This is a genomic window from Pseudomonas sp. QD4, assembly GCF_049199125.1.
GTDB lineage: Bacteria > Pseudomonadota > Gammaproteobacteria > Pseudomonadales > Pseudomonadaceae > Aquipseudomonas.
Window position 1 is genome coordinate 1,054,226 of the sequence record NZ_JBLZOM010000001.1, and the last position, 20,631, is coordinate 1,074,856.

Consider the following 20,631-nt stretch of genomic DNA (forward strand, 5'->3'; position numbering starts at 1 on the left):
CAGGGTCCACCCCATGAGCCTGTGCAAAGCCAAGCACAAAGGAGGCCAGTACGATGAATATCCCGATTCCGGCAGAAACCCCCGATCCGAACATCGACCAACCGACCCTGCCCCCCAGCGAACCGCAACCGGTGCCGGAACAGGAGCCGCCCGAAAGCACCCCGCCCCCCAAGGGCGATCCGCCCAGCACCATGCCGCCGGTGATTGTCGAGCCCAGGGGATGAAGCTTAGACACCTAGGCTGAAGATGCTGAGCGGCTGAGTTCGCAGGCCAGTGTCGGACCTGTAGCCGCCGCTGCCTCGGGCCGCGTTCGGACGCTGGCCTTGAGGCCCAGCGCAGCCTCGTGCCTCGACAGCGGCTACAGGTTTAGGGTTTGTCCAGCAGGCGCACGATGCGCGGCATCAGGCTGAACACGCCCAGGGCGAGCAAGGTGCTGAGCACGGCGGTGGCCTCGCGCCCCAGCCCCGCAGCGACCCCGATGGCTGCGGTCATCCATAGCCCGGCGGCGGTGGTCAGGCCCTTGACGTGCTGTTCGTCGCCGTCTTCCCGGCCTTTGAGAATGGTCCCGGCACCGAGAAAACCGATGCCGGCGATCACCCCCTGTACCACCCGGCTCATGGCATCGGCCTGGGACCCGGACATCTGCGGCACCAGCACAAACAACGCAGCGCCCAGGGCCACCAGCATATGGGTGCGTACCCCGGCGGCCTTGCCCTTGTGCTCGCGCTCAAAACCGAGAATCCCACCCAGGGTCGCCGCAATCAGCAGGCGCACGGTGATTTGTGTCAGCTGCCTGGCATCGCCGATATCGGCGAACTCGGCCTGCAAGGTTACCCATACTTCATGCCACCAGGCGTTCATGGTTCCGATCCTTGTGTGGGGATTTGTGTGGAGAGCGGCGGCGTGCGGCACCTGAACGCGAGCAGCCCTCGACCAAGGATGGACAGCGGCCCAGGGCAAAAAGTGCGGTGCAGTTGCAACGGCACCCGCACCCACCATGACCATTAATCGGTTGCACCGAACCATGCCCGGCTGCGGCGCCCTAACCTGTATCACCCCTGAAAAAGGACTCGCGCCATGAGCCTGCGTATCGAAAACCAGATCTGTTACATCGACACCGACGAAGTCCGCGGCCAGTGGCCCGCCAACGAAGTGACCATCATCACCGACAGTGAAAAATCCATGTCCGCCGTCGAGCTGCAAGGCCAGCGGGTGTACATCACCGAAGCAGAAGCCGACGCATTGACCGTAGCAGGCGCTACCGACGGCCGTAAGCACCTGAAGGCCACCGACAGTGAGTCGGTGATTTGACTGACCTGGATCACAGACAAGCGCCGACGCGTGCGTTAGGGCTCGGCGCCACGCGCCAGCGGGAGTTTGCCAGGGTGCAGCAAGTTGTCGCAGGCAGCCCCTGAAGGCGTATCTGATCCGCTTTTTAATGCAATAGCTGAGTCTGTTATGCAAACAGATCGATGGTCATAGTGCACCGGCCTGATGGAGGCTGATGAGCGAAAGACCATGAGCGATAGAATCCCCGTCCGATTAGTAGAAACATTCGAGCCTTCACGCCCAAAGATGAAGGCCAAATCCAGCGACAACCAAATCCACACCCGCAGCTTCAGCGGGTTGTTCCGTACCTTGCGCGTGACCGGCGCCGGCTTTCTGTTCCTGGCGTTTTTCGGCACGGTCTGGCTCAACTGGGGCGGCCGCCAGGCGGTGCTCTGGGACCTTTCCGAAAGCAAGTTCCACATCTTCGGCGCGACCTTCTGGCCCCAGGATTTCATCCTGTTGTCGGCGTTGCTGATCATCTGCGCCTTCGGCCTGTTCGCGATCACCGTGTTCGCCGGCCGGGTCTGGTGCGGCTACACCTGCCCCCAGAGCTCCTTTACCTGGCTGTTCATGTGGTGCGAGAAAGTCACCGAAGGCGAGCGCAACCAGCGGATCAAGCTGCAAGCGGCGCCCTGGGGGCCGAACAAACTGGCACGGCGCGCGGCCAAGCACACGCTGTGGCTAGGCATCAGCGTGATGACCGGGCTGACCTTCGTCGGCTATTTCACCCCGATCCGGCCCCTGGCCCAAGAGCTGCTGACCTTGCAGATCGGCGGCGTCAGCCTGTTCTGGGTGCTGTTCTTCACCGGCGCCACCTACATCAACGCCGGCTGGCTGCGTGAAGCGGTGTGCATGCACATGTGCCCGTATGCACGCTTCCAGAGCGTGATGTTCGACAAGGACACCCTGACCATTTCCTACGACGTGGCCCGTGGCGAAAACCGTGGTCCGCGCAAGCGTGACGTCAAGCCGGCGGACGTTGGCCTCGGCGACTGCATCGACTGCCACTTGTGCGTGCAGGTCTGCCCGACCGGCATCGACATCCGCGACGGCCTGCAAATGGAATGCATCGGCTGCGCGGCCTGTATCGACGCCTGCGACTCGATCATGGACAAGATGAATTACCCCCGCGGCCTGATCAAATACACCTCGGAGCATCAGTTGCAGGGCGGCAAGACGCACCTGTTGCGACCGCGCCTGATCGGTTACTGCGCGGTGCTGGTGATCATGATCGGCGCCCTGGCCCTGGCCCTGGTGGAACGGCCGATGGTGTCCCTGGACGTGAGCAAGGACCGTGGGCTGTTCCGCGAGAACAGCGAAGGCCAGATCGAGAACATCTACAGCCTCAAGGTCATCAACAAGACCCAGCAGCGCCAGGACTATCGCGTCGAACTGGTGGACGGCGATGGCTTCAAGCTGCAAGGCAAGACCGAGTTCAGCCTGGCGCCCGGGGAAATCACCGACTTCCCGGTGTCCGTGGCCATGATCACCGACAAGCCTCAAAGCAGCTCGCAGACCATCGGTTTCAAAGTCACCGACACTGACCAGCCCGAAGTCTACAGCGTGGCCAAAAGCCGTTTTGTGGCGCCATTGAATCGCTGAGCCTTAAGATGCGCTGCTTTTGTTGAGCAAGCGATCCTCTGTGGCGAGGGAGTCCGCTCCCTCGCCACACCAGCAATCCGAATTCAGTCCATCGCGGGATACCGATGAAACGCTACGAAAAATTTGCCGAGGACATCGCCGAACTGATCCGTTCCGGAGTCCTGGGCCCCGGCCAGCGCGTGCCGTCGGTGCGCTACGCCAGCCAGACCTACGGGGTCAGCCCGTCCACGGTATTCCAGGCCTATTACCTGCTTGAACGCCGCGGGCTGATTCGCGCCAGGCCGCGTTCCGGCTACTTCGTCAACACCCATGCGCCAAGCCCGTTCTCGGAGCCGGTGATCAGCAGCCAGGTCAGCGAGTCCACCGAAGTCGACGTCAGTGAACTGGTGTTCTCGGTGCTGGACTCGATCAAGGACCCGACCACCGTGCCCTTCGGCTCAGCCTTCCCCAGCCCGACCCTGTTCCCCCTGCAACGCCTGGCCCGCTCCCTGGCCAGCGCCAGCCGCGAGATGGACCCGCGCATGGTGGTCACCGACATGTCCCCGGGCAACCCGCAACTGCGGCGCCAGATCGCCCTGCGCTACATGGTCGGCGGGCTGATGCTGCCCATGGAAGAACTGTTGATCACCAACGGCGCCCTGGAAGCCCTGAACCTGTGCCTGCAGGCCGTGACCGAACCCGGCGACCTGGTGGCGATCGAGGCCCCGGCCTTCTATGCCAGCCTGCAGGTGCTGGAGCGGCTCAAGCTCAAGGCCGTGGAGATCCCCGTACACCCACGGGACGGGATCGACCTCGGGGTGCTGGCGCAGACCCTGGAGCGTCATCCGATCAAGGCCTGCTGGTGCATGACCAGCTTCCAGAACCCCATGGGCGCGACCATGCCCGAAGCCAAGAAACAGGAACTGGTGGAATTGCTGCGGGTGCACCAGGTGCCGCTGATCGAAGACGATGTCTACGCCGAACTGTATTACGGCCAGCAGGCGCCGAAACCGGCCAAGGCCTTCGACACCGAAGGCCTGGTGATGCACTGCGGCTCCTTCGCCAAAAGCCTGGCCCCCGGCTACCGCATCGGCTGGGTCGCCGCCGGGCGCTACGCGCAGAAGATCGAACGCCTGAAACTCATGACCTCGCTGTGCGCCTCGATGCCGGCCCAGGCTGCCATCGCCGACTACCTGCAGCACGGTGGTTATGACCGACACCTGCGCAAACTGCGCTACGCCCTGGAAGAACAGCAAAGCGCCATGCTCGCGGCGATTGCCCGCTACTTCCCGGCCCAGACCCGGGTCAGCCAGCCGGCCGGAGGCTACTTCCTGTGGCTGGAACTGCCGCCGCAAATGGACTCGCTGAAACTGTTCCAGATGGCCCTGGCCCAGGGCATCAGCATCGCCCCGGGGCCGATCTTCTCGCCGACCCAGCGCTTCAGGAACTGCATCCGCCTGAACTACGGCAGCCCATGGGACGAAGCCATGGAACGGGCCATGGAAACCCTGGGGCGGATTGTCCGTTCTTTCTGAACCTGGCCTTGCAGCCCGGGGGCAATTGCGGCAGCATCCGCCCTCGAATTTTTCCAGGGATGGAGCGCGCCATGGGCGAAGACCTCTACGATGAGTCGCTGATCGACTATCAGGACGCCAAGGAGCAGTTGATCAAGGCCATCTACCGTGGACGGTTGCCGCTGCTGACCCAGGAGCTCAACGCCTACGACACGGTGCAGGCGATCCTCGAGCTGGAAGCGGTGCGTTTTGCCGACGACGAGGAAGACGCTTTCTTCGACCTGGCCTTGTCCCTGGTGGGCTGGATCCCCGGCCCGGGCCAGGACCTCAAACTGATCCTGCGCGCCATCAACCGTGCGCCCCAACGCCATGCCCGCAGCCTGTTCGATCTGATCCGCTATAGCCTCGAAGCCTGCCGGATCAAGACCAGCCCGGAGCAGTTGCTGGAGAAGACCCTCGACGCGCAACGCCTGAGGGATGACATGCTGCTGGTGCAGCAGGTGGTGGAACAGTCCCGGCACTTCCTCGGGCTGCCCCCCCAGCAACAGACCATGGTCCGCCATAACCTCAACGAAGCCACGGGGCACAGCGGGTTCCTGATCCAGACCCTGCAGGAACGCATCGACCCCTGGGTGGCTGTGCAGCGCAACAGTTCGGGAGCTGATACCGGCAGCCAGGAGCCGGCGCGATTCCTCAAGCCCCAGTCCCAACAACGTCCCGGCGCCCTGCCGGGAGCCGGGGCCAGCGATGGCGCCAAGACCACCCAGAGCCTCAATCAAGGCAGCGAGGGCAGCGGCCACTGGCTGGAACTGAACCTGCACTACAGCAACCTGGAACCGGTGTCCGGCGCGGCGTACCGGGTGATCTTCAGCGATGGCTCGGAACGCCAGGGCAGCCTCGACGACGAAGGCTTCGCCCGCCTCGAAGACGTGCCCTTCGGCCCGGCCAAGGTGTATTACGGCGAAGACCCGCGGCCCTATCACCGCCTGCCGTTGCAGATCGTTGAGGGCGATGTCGAACAGTTGCGAGAGGAGCTTGACGAGCTGGGCCTGGACCTCGATGAAACGGACCTGGCGCAGTTGTTCGAAGAAACCTCAGGCCGCCGGGCCCCCTTTACTCCGCTGATCTTTGAATAAGCCTGGAGCACCCATGAACAGACGACAGGTTTTTCTCAGCCAACAGCAGTACCACGACCTGCGCCACAGCCTGGCAGGCACCGAACAGATGTTGCTGGCACACCCAATGCCGCCTGATACGGGCAAACAGGGCCCACAACTGGAAGCCCTGGAAATTCAGACTGCGACCCTGAGCGCGCTGATTCTCGAGTACACCGCCGGGGCCGACATCGCCTCCCTGGCCGGGCGCCTGGACCGCTTGATCCTTGATTACGAGCGCCATCAGCAGGCCCTCGGCGACTGGCTCGAGGCACCAGACATTGCGCCCCTCGACATCCAGTCCGCGGTGCATGAGTTCGAGGAATATGTGCAAGTCATCAGCCTGTGCATCCTGCTCCAGCGCAGCGACCTGCTACCGCGTTTCGTCGCGCTGTTCGACCGCGCCGGCTATCACGGCGAAGACACCCTGGTGGAAGACCTGCTCAAGCCGTTCCTGGCCGAGCGGCTGGACCTGGACGAGTGGTACCACGAACTGTATACGCCGCTGATCAACGCCATCTATGCCGAGGACCGCGCCGAAGCCGCCGAATTGCTGGAGGAATACTGCAACCAGTGGTACCCGGCCTTCACCCAGGCACCCTGGTTCGACAGCCATCAGCAGGTCGATGACAGCGAGTATGTCGGCTACTGGGCCTTCGAGGCGGCCGCCATCGCCTACCTCTATGACCTGGATGACAGCCGGGTCAAACACCTGATTTACCCACGGGACCTGGTGCAATACGCGCGGCGTTTCAGCCCGCCGCCGATCCCCTCGCCCGCCGACCACGACTGACCCCCATCTTCCTCATCAGGTTATGAATTGCCCATGAAATCCTTGATCAAACCCTTGCTGGTCGCCGTATTGGCGGCTGCCCTGTGCAAACTGCTGATGAGCCTGGTCGTGCCCTACGCATTGATGCTGCTGATCCCCGACAGTTGGAACGACAGTTTGCCAATCTGGACCAACCTTCTGGTCTCGGGCTTTATTACAGGGCTGGTGGTGGTGCGCGTGTTGCCTGCGCAGCGCTACTACGTGATACCGATGCTGATCCTGATATTCGCGCTGCTGATCATCGGCGGTTATGCACTCCACCGCTGCAACGGCGCGCAACTGGCGGCAATCGACCAGTTGGCGAGCCAGACCTGGACCGATATCGGCAACCCTGATCCAGTGTCGCCACCCCAGGTGGCGGTAGACCTGAGTGCCGCGCCGGGCGTGACCCAGGATGGCCAGGGTTTCAGCTACAGCTGCGTGCGCCCTGGTGAAACCCTGGACTACTTCCTGAGCCTGCACATGATGTACGGCATCAGCCTGCTGGGGCTGCTACTGGCCTTGCTGCTGAGCCACCGCAGCCGCAGGCCGCGCCTGGGCTGAAGCGGCCTGCCCGCGGCGAGGGAGTTGGCTCCCGCTGCGCTGTGCAGCGGTCCCAGGCTCGCCCGTCGCCACCCAGGCTCAAGCGCGAATCAACGGCCGCCAGCCAGGTCGATGATGCTGCCGGTGGAATACGAGGCCTTGTCCGACAGCAGCCAGATAATCGCCTCGGCCACTTCATCGGGGCGTCCGCCGCGGCCCATGGGGATCGCGCTTTCGAGCTTGCTGACACGGTCGGCGTCGCCGCTCAGGGCATGGAAGTCGGTGAAGATATAACCCGGACGCACCGCGTTGACCCGGATCCCCTCCCCGGCCACTTCCTTGGACAGGCCCAGGGTGAAGGTGTCCAGCGCGCCCTTGGACGAGGCGTAGTCGATGTACTCGTTGGGCGAACCCAGGCGCGCCGCGGCTGACGACACATTGACGATACTGCCGCCCTGCCCGCCATGGCGTGGCGACATGCGCAGCACCGCCTGCTTGGCGCACAGCATGGGCGCCAGGACATTGGTCTTGAGTACTTTGAGAATGCGGAACTCGGACATCTCGTCGAGACGGGATTTGTGCCCCACGGTCCCGGCATTGTTGACCAGGGCGGTCACCCGTCCCAGTTCGGCGTCGACCCGGTTGAACAGGCTGATCACCTCGTCCTCGATGCTCACATCGGCGCGGACCGCAATGGCCTGGGCCCCCAGCGCGCGCACTTGCTCCAACACCGCGAGCGCCGATTGTTCGTCGGCCTGGTAATTGATGCAGATCCGATAGCCCTGCTGCGCGGCGAGCACCGCCGTGGCAGCGCCAATCCCCCGTCCGCCGCCAGTGATGACGATGACTTTATCCATACGGCCAATCCCCTTGCTGATCCTTTAAACCCGGGCAATTAAACACCCTGCGCGCAGCGATGAAAACTGCTTTGCCCAGTGGATGCCTGGTCCTCTCCAACACTGCAATCGTTCCCGACATAGCTGCGGCGCCTGGCCGTCCGCTACACCGCATTCCTTCCAGATATACTCCGGCGCCCGACCCGGTCAGCCCAGCGCAGCCTCATACCCCGACAACAGCTAAGGGTTCTGTGTTTGCTCGGCGAGTTGGATGTCTTGCATAAAACGTTCGGCGGGCAGTGGGTGGCCAAGGAAATACCCTTGCAGCGAATCACAGCCCAATTGGGTCAGGAAGTTCTGCTGGACACCGGTTTCCACGCCCTCGGCGACGATGCGCAAACCCAGGGCCTGGCCCAGGGCGACGATGGCCGAGACAATCGCCGCGTCATCGCTGTCGTGCTCCAGATCGCGAACGAAACCGCGGTCGATTTTAAGCTCGTTGGCCGGCAACCGCTTGAGGTACATCAGGCTGGAATAACCGGTGCCGAAATCATCGATGGACAGGTCCACCCCCATGTCCGACAGCTGCTGCAGCACCGTCATGCTCGCATCGGCATCGCTCATGGCCGTGGTTTCGGTGATTTCCAGGGTCAGGCTGTTGGCCGGCAGCTCATAGCGGGCCAAGGCACCGGCGACACTCTTGACCAACCCGGCATGACAGAACTGCAACGCCGACAGGTTTACCGCGATACGCCAGCCGGTGTAGCCCTGCACATACCACTCGCGCATCTGCCGGCACGCTTCGTTGAGCACCCATTCGCCAATCGGAATGATCAGCCCGGTCTTTTCCGCCAGCTCGATGAACTTGTCCGGCAACAGCAGCCCCTGTTGCGGGTGGTTCCAGCGCAACAGCGCCTCGGCACCGACCGGCAAGCCGTTCACCGCATCGAATTTGGGCTGGTAGTGCAGGCTGAACTGCTGCTGATCCAGAGCGTTGCGCAAGTCCTGCAACAGTTGCAGTTGTCGGCGCGCGTTGGTGTTCATCGATGCATCGAAGAAGCTGTAGCCATTTTTGCCGGCGCCTTTGGCGTGATACATCGCGGCGTCGGCGTTCATCAGCAGTTCCTGGGCGTTCTGGCCATTGCCCGGGTATACGGCAATGCCGATGCTGGCGGAGATCTGCAGGTCATGGTCGGCCACCCGGAACACCCGGGAAATCAGCCCGACCTGGCGTGCAGCCACGCGCATGGCGTCATCGGGCTCGGCCAACTGCACCAGCAGCACGAACTCATCGCCACCGATCCGCGCCAGGGTGTCTTCGTTGCGCAAATCCTCGCGCAAACGCTGGGCCACCTCCCGCAACAGTTGGTCGCCCATATGGTGGCCGAAGGCATCGTTGACCGGCTTGAACCCGTCCAGGTCGATAAACATCAGGGCGAAGCAGCCACCCTGGCGCGTCACCCGGTGCATGGCCTGGTCGATCCGGTCGGCCAGCAGGATCCGGTTCGGCAGGCTGGTCAGGGTGTCGTGCAAGGCCAGCTGGGTCAGCTCGCGATTGGCCTCGGTCAGCGACTCGGCCAGGATCGCCGTGCGCGCTTCCAGGCGCGCATCGAGCACCGAGGTCAGCAAGGCGATGATCAGCACCGCCAGGGTGGTGATCAGCACCAGGTTATCCAGGCCCTTGCCATTCAGGCCGTTGCCCAGGGCGCCGCAGAAACTGCCATCGGCAAACCGCGCGGCGGCCATGCCGGTGTAATGCATGCCGACAATCGCGATGCCCATGATCACCGCTGCACCGGCCCGGACCAGGCGCACATGGGGGGTATTGCGGCGCAGGCGGAAGGCGATCCACAACGCCGCGGCCGATGCGCCCACGGCAATCAGCAGCGATGCGCTGAACAGCGTCGGATCGTAGTCGATGCCCGGTTGCATGCGCATCGCCGCCATCCCGGTGTAATGCATGCCGCTGATCCCGGCCCCCATCACCAGGGCGCCAAAACCCAACTGCCAGAACGGCAGGCGCGTCTGGCTCACCAGCCACAGGGCAAAACCGCAGGACAGGATGGAAATCAGCAGCGACAAAGCGGTGATCGACAGGTCGTAGCCCAGCTCGATCGGCAACTCAAAGGCCAACATGCCGATAAAGTGCATCGACCATACGCCCACCCCCATGGCCAGCGCGCCGCCGACCATCCACAGCTGCGCCGCCAGGCCACGGGTAGTGGCAATACGCCCTGTGAGATCCAGGGCGGTATAGGACGCAAGAATCGCCACAAACAGCGAAATGACGACCAGCGCGGGAGAGTAGGAACCAATGAGCATCAAGGGTCTCGCAGCCGTTAAGCCTGGATCCAGGCTCGGTGGGCAAAGCGGCAGATTGTACTGATTGCACGGCAGAACGCACTCACAAAGTGAGCAGAACGCCATTAGTCAGACGGAAGACTTTATTCCGGCCCGGCATGCCCTTACGGGCCCTGTGGGCATGCCTCGAAATCAGCCGCTTCGCCCCCCAAAACAACAAGCCTCGCTGTAGCCGCTGCCGCCAGGCGGCGCTGGGCCGGACAGTCGCCGGAGGGGTGTCAGGTGCAGGGTTGTCGGGTTTTAGGAACGGCGCAGCCTGCGGCAGCGGCTACAGGGGCTCGGTGGGACAAATCTGTAGCCGCCGTGGCGGTTTCAAGGGTTGGGCTTTTGCTCGCTGGCTTGCAACTGGCCGTCCCAGCCACCGCCCAGGGCGGCGATCAGTTGGACGCTGGCCACCAGGCGGCTTTGCAGCAGGTTCAGCACGTTGCGTTCGTTGCTCAGGGCCGTGGCCTGGACCGCGACCACATCGAGGTAGGCGATCAGCCCGGCCTTGTATTGGTTCTCGGTCAGGCGCTGGGATTCCCGGGCCGCGTCGAGGGCTTGCTGGCGCACGGCGCTCTCGTCTTCCAGGACCTTGAGCTGCACCAGGTAGTTTTCCACCTCGCGAAACCCGTCGAGCACGGTTTGCCGGTACTTGGCCACAGTCTGGTCGTACACCGCCTCGGTACGGTCGACTTCCGCCGAGCGCTGACCACCGTCGAACAGGGTCATCGCCAGCTTGGGTCCCACCGACCAGAAGCGGTTGGGCAGGCTGATCCAGTCGGCATAGGTGCTGCTGCTGTAGCCGCCCGCCAGGCTCAGGGTCAGGTCCGGGTAGTAGGCCGCCTTGGCCACGCCGATATTGGCGTTGGCCTCGATCACCGAGCGCTCGGCCGAGGCGATGTCCGGGCGCCGCTCCAGCAACTGCGACGGCAGGCTCAGGGGCACCTGGGGCAAGGTAGGGATGCTCTGGGTCTCGGCCAGGCTGAACCCGGCCGGAGGTTGGCCGATCAGCACCGCAATCGCGTTTTCCAGCTGGGCGCGCTGCCAGATCAGGTCGATCAGGTCGGCCTGGGTGCTCTTGAGCTGGGTCTGGGCCTGGGCCACCGCATCCTTGCCGGACACCCCGGCGCGGTACTGGTTCTCGGTCATGGTCAGGGAACGCTGATACGCCGCCACCGTGGCTTCGAGCAAACGCTTCTGCTCGTCGATCACCCGCAGTTGCAGGTAGTTCTGCACCAGTTCCGACTGCTGGCTCAAGCGCATGGCCGCCAGATCGGCAAAGCTGGCCTCGGCGCTGGCTTCGTTGGCTTCCAGGCCACGGCGCAGTTTGCCCCACACGTCCGCCTCCCAACTCACACCCAACTGGCTGTTGTAGGTGTCGCGGATGCCGCTGGAGGAACTGCTCAGCCCCGAACTGCTGCTGCCGGTGCCCTGGCTGGCGCGGGTCTTGCCGGCGCTCAGGTCCACCGAAGGGAACAACGAACCCCGTGCGCTGCGCACCAGGGCCTGGGCCTGGCGGTACTGGGCTTCGGACTGGGCCAAGGTCTGGTTGGCGCTGTTCAGCGACTCCACCAGCCCATTGAGTTGCGCATCGCCATACAGCTCCCACCAGGCGCCACGGGCCAGGGCATCGCTGGGATTGGCCTGGCGCCAGCCCTCGGCCTGCTTGTACTGCGCCGGCTCAGCCACTTGCGGGCGCTGATAATCCGGGCCGATGGCGCAGGCACTGAGCAGCGCCAGACTCAGGCTCAGGCTCAACAGGCGCGAGCCACGAGCCAGGGCCAGGCGCTGGGCGGAGCGCACAAGAGAGTTGCGAGGCGAACAGTCAGTCATAGCGGCGTTTCCAGAGCGGCATCGGTACGTATTCCACGCCAGTGGTTGAATTTATGGCGCAGTTTATCGAGATACAGGTAAACCACCGGGGTGGTGTAAAGGGTCAGCACCTGGCTGAAGATCAGCCCGCCAATAATGGTCAGGCCCAGGGGTTGGCGCATTTCCGCGCCTTCGGCGGTGCTCAGCAGCAACGGCACGGCGCCGAGGATCGCGGCCAGGGTGGTCATCAGGATCGGCCGCAGCCGCAGCAGGCAGGCACTGCGGATCGACTCCAGCGGCGCCAGGCCCTGGTGGCGCTCCAGTTGCAGCGCCAGGTCGATCATCAGGATCGCGTTCTTTTTCACCACCCCAATCAGCAGGAACAGGCCCAGCAGCGAGATCAGGCTGAACTCGCCCCCCAGCAGGTAGATCGAGAGCAAGGCCCCGACCCCGGCCGAGGGCAAGGTCGAGAGGATGGTCAGCGGGTGGATGTAGCTTTCGTACAACACGCCCAACACCAGGTACACCGCCAGCAGCGCGCCGAGGATCATGAACGGCTGGCTCTTCTGGGTCGCGGCGAAGGCGTCGGCGGTGCCGGCCATCTTGACGATCACGTCTTCCGGCATGCCGAGCTTGGCGATGGCCCGCTCAATGGCCGCCGTGCCCTGCTCCACCGTCACCCCTTCGGCCATGTCGAAGGAAATGCTTTCCGAGGCGAACTGGCCCTCGTGGCTGACGCGGTCGTCTTCCAGGCTGTTTTCATAATGGGCGATGGTCGACAGCGGAATCCGCGCGCCGGCGCTGGTGATGACCTGCACCTGGTTCAGGGTGATCGGGTCCTGGGCGTATTTCGGGTTGACCTCCATCACCACCTGGTACTGGTTCAGGCTGTCATAGATGGTGGAAATCTGGCGCTGGCTGTAGGCGTTGTTCAGCACCGCGGTGACCATGTCCATGTCCACCCCCAGGCGCTTGGCCTGGTCGCGGTCGACCACCAGGGTCACCTGTTGCGCGCCACGGCCTTCGCGGGCGTCGATGGCGGTCAGCTCCGGCAGGGCCTTGAGCGCGGTCACCACCTTCGGGTACCACTCGCGCAGCGATCCGAGGTCGCCGCTTTGCAGGATGTAAGAATACTGCGAGGTGGTCTGCTCGCGGCCACCGCCGAACTGCAGGTCCTGGTCGGCCATCAGCATCAGCTGGGCGCCGGCGACCTTGGGCATTTCCTTGCGCATGCGCTCGATGACCTTCTGCGCGGAAATATTGCGTTCCTTGATCGGTTTCAGGCGCACCAGCATAAAGGCGTTGTTGGTGCCGTTGCTGCCGCCGATAAAGCCGGCCACGCTTTCCACCGCCGGGTCCTTGAGCACGGCGCGGCGGAAGATTTCCATCTTCGGCTGCATCACGCTGAACGACAGGCCGTCGTCGCCGCGCACGAAACCGATCAGTTGCCCGGTGTCCTGTTGCGGCAGGAAGGTCTTGGGCACCACCACATACAGCGCCACGTTGACGCCGATGGTCAGCAGCAGGCTGAGCAGGGTCAGGCGCCGATGGCGCAGCACCCAGTCCAGGCTGCTGGCGTACTTTTCGGTCATCCACTCGTTGCTGCGCTGGCTCCAGCGTTGCAGGCGGTTTTCCTGGCCCGGGACGTGGGGTTTGAGCCAGCGCGCGCAAAGCATCGGGGTCAGGGTCAGGGACACCACCAGCGAGACCACAATCGAGGCCGCCAGGGTGATGGAGAATTCGCGGAACAGGCTCTCGATGATCCCGCCCATAAACAGGATCGAGAGGAACACCGCCACCAACGACACGTTCATCGAGAGCAAGGTAAAGCCCACTTCCTTGGCCCCCAGGTACGCCGCCTTCATCGGCGCGATGCCCTCGTCGATATGCCGGGAAATGTTCTCCAGGACCACGATGGCATCGTCCACCACCAGCCCGGTGGCGAGGATCAGCGCCATCAGCGACAGGTTGTTCAGGGAAAACCCGTACAGGTACATGATGGCGAAAGTGCCCACCAGCGACACCGGCACCGCCAGGGTCGGGATCAGCGAGGCACGGAAGTTGCCGAGGAACAGGAACACCACCAGGATCACCAGGGCCACGGCGATCAGCAGGGTCATTTCGGCCTCGTGCAAGGTGGCCTTGATCACCGGCGAGCGGTCCATGGCCAGGTTGAGCTTGACGCTGGCCGGCAGCACCGCCTGCAACGCCGGCAACTGGGCCTTGATCTCGTTCACCGTCTCGATGATGTTGGCCCCGGCCTGGCGGTTGATCACCAGCAGCACCGCCGCGTCGTCATTGAAGAAGCCGCTGTTGTAGCGGTCCTCGACGCCATCGCTGACCTTGGCCACGTCCTTGAGGCGCAGGGCTGCGCCGTCCTTGTAGTGGATGATCAGCGGTTCGTAGTCCTTGGCCTTTTCCAGCTGGTCGTTGGCCTGGATCTGCCACAGCCGCTGATCGTCTTCCACCGAACCCTTGGGCCGGCGCTGGTTGGCATTGGCGATGGCGTTGCGCACATCGTCCAGGGCCACGCCGTACTGGTTGAGCAATTGCGGTTCGAGTTCGATGCGCACCGCCGGCAGCGAGCTGCCGCCGATCTGCACCTCACCCACACCCGGCACCTGGGACAGGCTTTGCGAAAGGATGGTCGAGGCCAGGTCGTAGAGCTGGCCCTTCTGCAATACGTCGGAGGTCAGCGACAGCACCATGATCGGCGCCTGGGACGGGTTGACCTTCTTATAGGTGGGCATGCTGCGCATGCCGCTGGGCAGCAGGTTGCGCGAGGCGTTGATCGCCGCCTGCACTTCCCGCGCGGCGCCGTTGATGTCGCGGTCCAGGTCGAACTGCAAAATCACCCGGGTCGAACCCTGGCTCGAACGGCTGCTCATGGTGTTGACCCCGGCAATCGCCCCGAACGAGCGCTCCAGGGGTGTGGCCACGGTGGACGCCATCACCTCGGGGCTGGCCCCGGGCAGACTGGCCTGGACCACAATCACCGGGAAATCCATCTGCGGCAGCGGCGCCACCGGCAGCAGGCCGAAGCTGACGCCGCCCAGCAGCATGATCGCCAAGGAAAGCAGCATCGTCGCCACCGGGCGCTTGATGAACGGTCCGGACAGGTTCATCGGGAGCTGCTCCAAGCTTCAAGCCTCAAACTGCAAGAGAAAAGCGCGATCGGCGCACGCTCTTGCTGCTGCTCTTGATTCAGCTTGCGGCTTGCGGCTTGCAACTGGCCGCTGCGCCGCTTCATACGCCCTGCTCCTGGCCGACTTCGCGCTTGCCGAAGCGGCGCCCCAGGCGATCGAAGTACAGGTAGATAACCGGCGTGGTGAACAGCGTGAGGATCTGGCTCACCAACAGGCCGCCGACCATCACCAGGCCCAGGGGCTGGCGCAGTTCGGCGCCGGAACCCGTAGCCAGCATCAGCGGCACGGCACCGAACAATGCCGCCAGGGTGGTCATCAGGATCGGCCGGAAACGCAGGAGCGCCGCCTGGTAGATGGCTTTCTCCGGCGCCATGCCCTGGTTGCGTTCGGCGTCGAGGGCGAAGTCGATCATCATGATCGCGTTCTTCTTGACGATACCGATCAGCAGGATGATGCCGATGATCGCGATCATCCCCAGGTCATTGCCGCTGAGGATCAGCGCGAGCAAGGCACCGACCGCCGCCGAAGGCAGGGTCGAGAGGATGGTGATCGGGTGGATGTAGCTCTCGTAGAGCACGCCGAGCACGATGTACATGGTCACCACCGCCGCCAGGATCAGCAGCAAGGTGCTCGACAACGAGGCCTGGAACGCTTCGGCCGCGCCCTGGAACTGGGTCTGCACCCCCACTGGCATGCCGATCTGCTGCTGCACCTGCTCGATGATGTCGACCGCCTGCCCCAGGGCCACGCCCGGTGCCAGGTTGAACGACATCATCACCGCCGGGAACTGGCCGATGTGGGCAATCGCCAACTGCGCCTGGCGCTCTTCAACATGGGCCAGGCTCGACAGCCGGACCTGGCCGCCGTCGGTGGTCTTGACGTGGATCTGCTCCAGGGCCTGGGGCCCGATACTCTCCCCGGCCTGGGCCTGAAGCACCACGCGGTACTGGCTGGCCTGGGTGTAGATGGTGGAGATCTGGCGCTGGCCGAAGGCGTCATACAGCGCGTCGGTGATGTTCGACACCGAGACCCCGACCCGCGAGGCGGCGTCGCGATCGATCACCAGGAACACCTGCAAACCCTTGTCCTGCAGGTCGCTGGCGACATCGGTGAGTTCCGGGCGCTGGGCCAGGGCTTCCACCAGGCGCTGGCTCCAGAGGCTGAGCAGTTCCGCGTCCGGCGACGACATGCTGAATTGATACTGGGTGCGGCTGACCCGGTCTTCGATGGTCAGGTCCTGCACCGGCTGCATGAACAGACGGATGCCGATCAGCTTGTCGACCTGGGGCTGGATCCGCGCGATCACTTGACTGGCGCTCAGGTCCCGCTCGCTGTGGGGCTTGAGGTTGATCAGCAGGCGGCCGCTGTTGAGGGTGGCGTTGTCGCCATCGACCCCGATGTAGGACGACAGGCTCTGCACCGCCGGGTCTTCGAGGATGATCTTGGCCAGCTCCTGCTGGCGCTGGCTCATGGCCGCGAAGGAGACCGACTGCGGCGCCTCGGAAATACCCTGAATGACCCCAGTGTCCTGCACCGGGAAGAAGCCCTTGGGCACCACCAGGTACAACAGCACCGTCAGGCCCAGGGTGCCGATGGCCACCAGCAGGGTCAGGAACTGGTGCTTGAGCACCCACTGCAATTTGCGGCCGTAGCTTTCGATCAGCCAGTCGATCCAGGCGCCGCTGGCGCGGTAGAAGCGGCCCTGTTCTTCAGGCTTGGGTTCGCGCTTGAGCAGGCGCGCGCACATCATCGGGGTCAGGGTCAGGGACACCACCAGGGAAATCAGGATCGCCACCGCCAGGGTGATGGCGAACTCACGGAACAGGCGCCCCACCACATCGGCCATGAACAACAGCGGAATCAACACCGCGATCAGCGACAGGGTCAGGGAGATCAGGGTGAAGCCAATCTGCTTGGCGCCCTTGAGCGCCGCCTGCATCGGACTGTCGCCTTCCTCGATATAACGCGAGATGTTTTCCAGCATCACGATCGCATCGTCCACCACGAACCCGGTGGCGATGGTCAGGGCCATCAGGGTCAGGTTGTTCACCGAGAACCCGGCCAGGTACATCACGCCGAAGGTGCCGACCAGCGACAGCGGCACGGCGATCGACGGAATGAGGGTGGCACTGGCGCGACGCAGAAAGAGAAAGGTGACCATCACCACCAGCGCCACGGCGATCAGCAACTCGTGCATCACGTCGGTGACCGAGGCGCGGATGGTCTGGGTGCGGTCGGTCAGCACCATGACGTCCAGGCCGGCTGGCAGGTTATCGGTGATGCTCGGCAGCAAGGCTTTGATCCGGTCCACCACCTCGATCACGTTGGCCCCGGGCTGGCGCTGGATATTCAGCAGCACGGCCTGGTTCTCGTTGGCCCAGGCTGCCAGGCGCTCGTTTTCCGCGCCATCGACGATCTGCGCCACATCCTTGAGCCGCAACGGCGCGCCATTGTTGTAGGCCAGGATCAGTTCGGCGTAGTCCTTGGGCGACGTCAGCTGGTCGTTGGCGTCGAGCATCGAGACCCGGGTCGGGCCGTCGAAGTTGCCCTTGGGCTGGTTGACGTTGGACGCGGCGATCAGGGTGCGCACGTCCGACAGGTTCAGGCCGTTGGCCGCCAGGGCCTCGGGGTTGACCTTGATCCGCACCGCCTGGCGCTGGCCGCCGGCAATGCTGACCATGCCCACGCCGCTGATCTGGGCGATTTTCTGCGCCATGCGCGTGTCGACCAGGTCATTGAGCTTGGGCAGCAACATGGTCTTGGAAGTGATGGCCAGGGTCAGCACCGGGGTGTCCGCCGGGTTGACCTTGTTGTACACCGGCGGCGCCGGCAGATCCTTGGGCAGCAGGTTGGTGGCGGCATTGATCGCGGCCTGCACCTGTTGCTCGGCGACATCCATATTGATGTCGAGGTTGAAGCGCAGGGTCAGCACCGAGGCGCCGCCGGAGCTGGTGGACGCCATCTGGGTCAGGCCGGGCATCTGCCCGAACTGGCGTTCCAGGGGCGCGGTAACCGCGCTGGTCATCACGTCCGGGCTGGCCCCTGGGTACAGGGTCATGACGCGGATGGTCGGGTAATCGACCTGGGGCAAGGCCGACACCGGCAACAGCCGATAGGCGATCAGGCCGGCCAGGACAATGGCCAGCATGCTCAGGGTGGTGGCTACCGGACGAAGGATGAACAGCCGCGAGAGATTCATGCGCCGCCCTTTTGCGCCTTGGTCCCGGCGGCCGGGGTTCCGGTGGAGGTGGTCGGCTTGCCTTGCAGGTGTTCAGTCGGGGTGGTCGGCACGTCGACGCTGTCGTTGACCACCTCCACTGCGCTGCCGTCCTTCAGGCGGTCGGTGCCTTCGAGCACGACGCGGTCGCCGGCGGCCAGGCCTTCCTTGATCACCGTCGATTCGCCGTTGCTGTCGCCCACCTTGAGCTGACGGATCTGCACCTTGTTGTCGCCATCCAGGGCGTAGACGAAGGTGCCATTGGTGCCGAACTGGATCGCCGCCGACGGGGCCAGGATCACCTTTTTCAGGGTGTCGGCCAGCAGCCGCACATTGACGAACTGGTTGGGGAACAGGCTTTGGTCGCGGTTATCGAAGCGCGCTTTGAACTTCAGGGTGCCGGTGGTGGTGTCGATCTGGTTGTCCAGGCTTTGCAGCACGCCGGTGGCCTGCAACTGGGTGTCGCCGCGATTCCAGGCTTCGACCGGCAGCTTGGCACCGCTGTGGTAACGGGCGAGCACGGTGTCGAGGCTGTTTTCCGGCAAGGTGAAGGCGACGCTGATGGGCTGGGTCTGGGTAATGATCACCAGCGCCGTGGTGTCGTTGGCCGCCACCAGGTTGCCGACGTCCAGCTGGCGCAGGCCGAGGCGACCGGCGATCGGCGCGCGAATCTTGGTGAATTCCAGGTTGAGCTTGGCGTCGTTGACCGCTGCCTGGTTGGTCTTGACCGTGCCCTGGTACTGGCCCACCAGTGCGGCGGCGGTGTCTAGGGTCTGCTTGGCAATACTGTCCTGGGCATACAGGCCACGGTAGCGCTCCAGGTCGACCTGGGCATTCTTCAACTGGGCCTGGTTCTGCAACAGCGTGCCTTCGGCCTGGAGCAAGGCATTCTGGTAAGGTCGCGGGTCGATTTCCGCCAGCAGGTCGCCGGCCTTGACCATCTGCCCTTCCTCGAACGCCACCTTGACCAGCTCACCGGCGACCCGGCTGCGCACATTGATGGTGTTCAGTGCCGTAACGGTGCCCAGCGCCTTGTAATACACGGGGAAGTCGCCCTCGGTCGCCGGCGCCACGCGCACCGGGATCGGCCCGGTCGCCCCGCCGAACCCCGGACGCATCGCCCCGCTTCTGCCCGCATGCCCGGCGGCGGCCTTGGGTGCTGCTTCGTCCTTCGAGGTGCTCGACGCGGGCCAGAATTTCCAGCACAGGACGGCAATGACCAGCAGGACGAGCAGGCCGAACAGCCAGCGACGGGAGTTGCGGGGAGCGGAGGATTGCATGGAATGATCAACCATTGGGCGCGAGGAGGTCTTCTTGAGAAGGCTGAAAGATAAGCACTGGCGGGGGATTAGCAAAGCGCCTTTACCGGCAATTTACCTTTGGCTTACGTTTTACAACGCCCGCTAAGCCACTGAAGCACAAATAAAAACGGCCTGGACAGGGCCAGGCCGTTAATAATTGTAAAACCTGTTGCAGCCGGTTCGCGATCTAACGACGCCCAGGCCAGGCAAAAATGGCTGAGAACCTGCAGTTCAGGGTTCTAAATCCGCATTTCAAAGCCATTTTCAACGCCGCCTGAGCCCAGCGCCGCAGAACGGGAACAGAGGCTTACTTGAGAACGGCCAACGCAGCGTCGTAGTTCGGCTCTTCGGCGATTTCCTTGACCAGCTCGCTGTGCAGCACGTTGTCGTTCTCATCCAGCACCACCACTGCGCGTGCGGTCAGGCCGGCCAGCGGGCCGTCGGCAATGGCCACGCCGTAGTTTTCGATGAACTCGCGGCCACGCAGGGTGGACAGGTTCTGTACGTTTTCCAGGCCTTCGGCGCCGCAGAAACGAGCCTGGGCGAACGGCAGGTCAGCCGAGATGCACAGCACCACGGTGTTGGCCAGTTCGTTGGCCTGGGCGTTGAACTTGCGCACCGAGGTGGCGCAGGTCGGGGTGTCGACACTTGGGAAAATATTCAGCACTTTGCGCTTGCCGGCAAAGCTGCTCAGGGTGACGTCGGCCAGGCCTGCACCCACCAGGGAAAACGCAGGGGCCTTGGAACCGGCTTGCGGCAGTTGACCGTTGACTTGCACCGGGTTGCCTTTAAGAGTGACTTGAGCCATGAACGGAGTCCTTTTGCACGAAGGTGATTGAACAGCGATAAGGTTTTTTCGAAAGGCCGAAGTTAACCACGAAACGCGCCAACGACCTATGCCCAGCCCACAATTTATCCCCCAAATCCCGCCACACTCCCTGCGCCCCTGTAGCCGCTGCGAGGCATGAGGCTGCGCTGACCCTCAACACCGCCACACCTATTCCAGACACTCCCCCAGCGCCAGTCAGGCCCAGCGTCCGAACG

General features: G+C 63.7%; 15 protein-coding genes. 7 read left to right on the plus strand and 8 right to left on the minus strand.

From position 1 onward, the window contains the following. Positions 1-53 precede the first annotated feature (53 nt). Positions 54-224: a hypothetical protein gene (locus ACOZJV_RS04690; RefSeq protein WP_020300426.1), complete on the plus strand. Its 171-nt coding sequence runs from the start codon at positions 54-56 to the stop codon at positions 222-224. 142 nt (positions 225-366) lie between these two features. On the opposite strand, the gene ACOZJV_RS04695 is transcribed toward ACOZJV_RS04690, so the two are convergent. Beyond that, positions 367-861 carry an MgtC/SapB family protein gene (locus ACOZJV_RS04695; protein ID WP_078472120.1) on the minus strand — a complete coding sequence of 165 codons (495 nt, stop codon included), beginning with the start codon at positions 859-861 and terminating at the stop codon, positions 367-369. Positions 862-1,077: 216 nt separating this feature from the next. On the opposite strand from ACOZJV_RS04695, the gene ACOZJV_RS04700 reads away from it, so the two are divergent. The 6 genes from ACOZJV_RS04700 to ACOZJV_RS04725 all read left to right on the plus strand — a co-directional run bounded on the left by ACOZJV_RS04700 (position 1,078) and on the right by ACOZJV_RS04725 (position 6,953). Continuing rightward, positions 1,078-1,311: a DUF3203 family protein gene (locus ACOZJV_RS04700; RefSeq protein WP_078472119.1), complete on the plus strand. Its 234-nt coding sequence runs from the start codon at positions 1,078-1,080 to the stop codon at positions 1,309-1,311. Positions 1,312-1,518: 207 nt separating this feature from the next. After that, on the plus strand, positions 1,519-2,931 hold the full coding sequence (ccoG, locus tag ACOZJV_RS04705; RefSeq protein ID WP_078472118.1) for a cytochrome c oxidase accessory protein CcoG: 1,413 nt from the start codon (positions 1,519-1,521) through the stop codon (positions 2,929-2,931). A gap of 104 nt (positions 2,932-3,035) precedes the next feature. Continuing rightward, entirely contained in the window at positions 3,036-4,445 is a 1,410-nt protein-coding gene (gene mapR / locus ACOZJV_RS04710; RefSeq protein WP_020300422.1) for a GntR family transcriptional regulator MpaR, read from the plus strand. Positions 4,446-4,516: 71 nt separating this feature from the next. After that, positions 4,517-5,560 carry a hypothetical protein gene (locus ACOZJV_RS04715; RefSeq protein WP_421546962.1) on the plus strand — a complete coding sequence of 348 codons (1,044 nt, stop codon included), beginning with the start codon at positions 4,517-4,519 and terminating at the stop codon, positions 5,558-5,560. 13 nt (positions 5,561-5,573) lie between these two features. Then, a complete protein-coding gene (locus ACOZJV_RS04720; protein WP_421546963.1) occupies positions 5,574-6,371 on the plus strand; it encodes a PoNe immunity protein domain-containing protein in 798 nt (265 codons plus the stop codon). Between the two features lie 33 nt (positions 6,372-6,404). Continuing rightward, the gene (locus ACOZJV_RS04725; RefSeq protein WP_242487534.1) at positions 6,405-6,953 is read left to right on the plus strand and encodes a hypothetical protein; all 549 of its coding nucleotides are present in this window, start codon (positions 6,405-6,407) and stop codon (positions 6,951-6,953) included. 89 nt (positions 6,954-7,042) lie between these two features. Here the strand turns inward: ACOZJV_RS04725 and ACOZJV_RS04730 are convergent, their stop codons facing one another. The 7 genes from ACOZJV_RS04730 to tpx all read right to left on the minus strand — a co-directional run bounded on the left by ACOZJV_RS04730 (position 7,043) and on the right by tpx (position 20,395). After that, positions 7,043-7,789: an SDR family oxidoreductase gene (locus ACOZJV_RS04730; protein WP_078472115.1), complete on the minus strand. Its 747-nt coding sequence runs from the start codon at positions 7,787-7,789 to the stop codon at positions 7,043-7,045. 219 nt (positions 7,790-8,008) lie between these two features. Beyond that, positions 8,009-10,090: a putative bifunctional diguanylate cyclase/phosphodiesterase gene (locus tag ACOZJV_RS04735; RefSeq protein ID WP_201130792.1), complete on the minus strand. Its 2,082-nt coding sequence runs from the start codon at positions 10,088-10,090 to the stop codon at positions 8,009-8,011. Between the two features lie 351 nt (positions 10,091-10,441). After that, a complete protein-coding gene (locus tag ACOZJV_RS04740; protein ID WP_421546964.1) occupies positions 10,442-11,944 on the minus strand; it encodes an efflux transporter outer membrane subunit in 1,503 nt (500 codons plus the stop codon). Further along, positions 11,941-15,048, minus strand: coding sequence for an efflux RND transporter permease subunit (locus ACOZJV_RS04745; RefSeq protein WP_421546965.1), 3,108 nt, complete (start codon positions 15,046-15,048; stop codon positions 11,941-11,943). Before ACOZJV_RS04745 ends, ACOZJV_RS04740 begins: the two co-directional genes overlap by 4 nt. Before the next feature lie 121 nt (positions 15,049-15,169). After that, complete coding sequence (locus ACOZJV_RS04750) at positions 15,170-18,268, minus strand: MdtB/MuxB family multidrug efflux RND transporter permease subunit (protein WP_078472111.1); 3,099 nt, start codon at positions 18,266-18,268, stop codon at positions 15,170-15,172. Then, on the minus strand, positions 18,265-19,581 hold the full coding sequence (locus ACOZJV_RS04755; RefSeq protein WP_421546966.1) for an MdtA/MuxA family multidrug efflux RND transporter periplasmic adaptor subunit: 1,317 nt from the start codon (positions 19,579-19,581) through the stop codon (positions 18,265-18,267). Before ACOZJV_RS04755 ends, ACOZJV_RS04750 begins: the two co-directional genes overlap by 4 nt. Positions 19,582-19,894: 313 nt before the next feature. Beyond that, entirely contained in the window at positions 19,895-20,395 is a 501-nt protein-coding gene (tpx, locus tag ACOZJV_RS04760; protein ID WP_020300412.1) for a thiol peroxidase, read from the minus strand. Positions 20,396-20,631 lie beyond the last annotated feature (236 nt).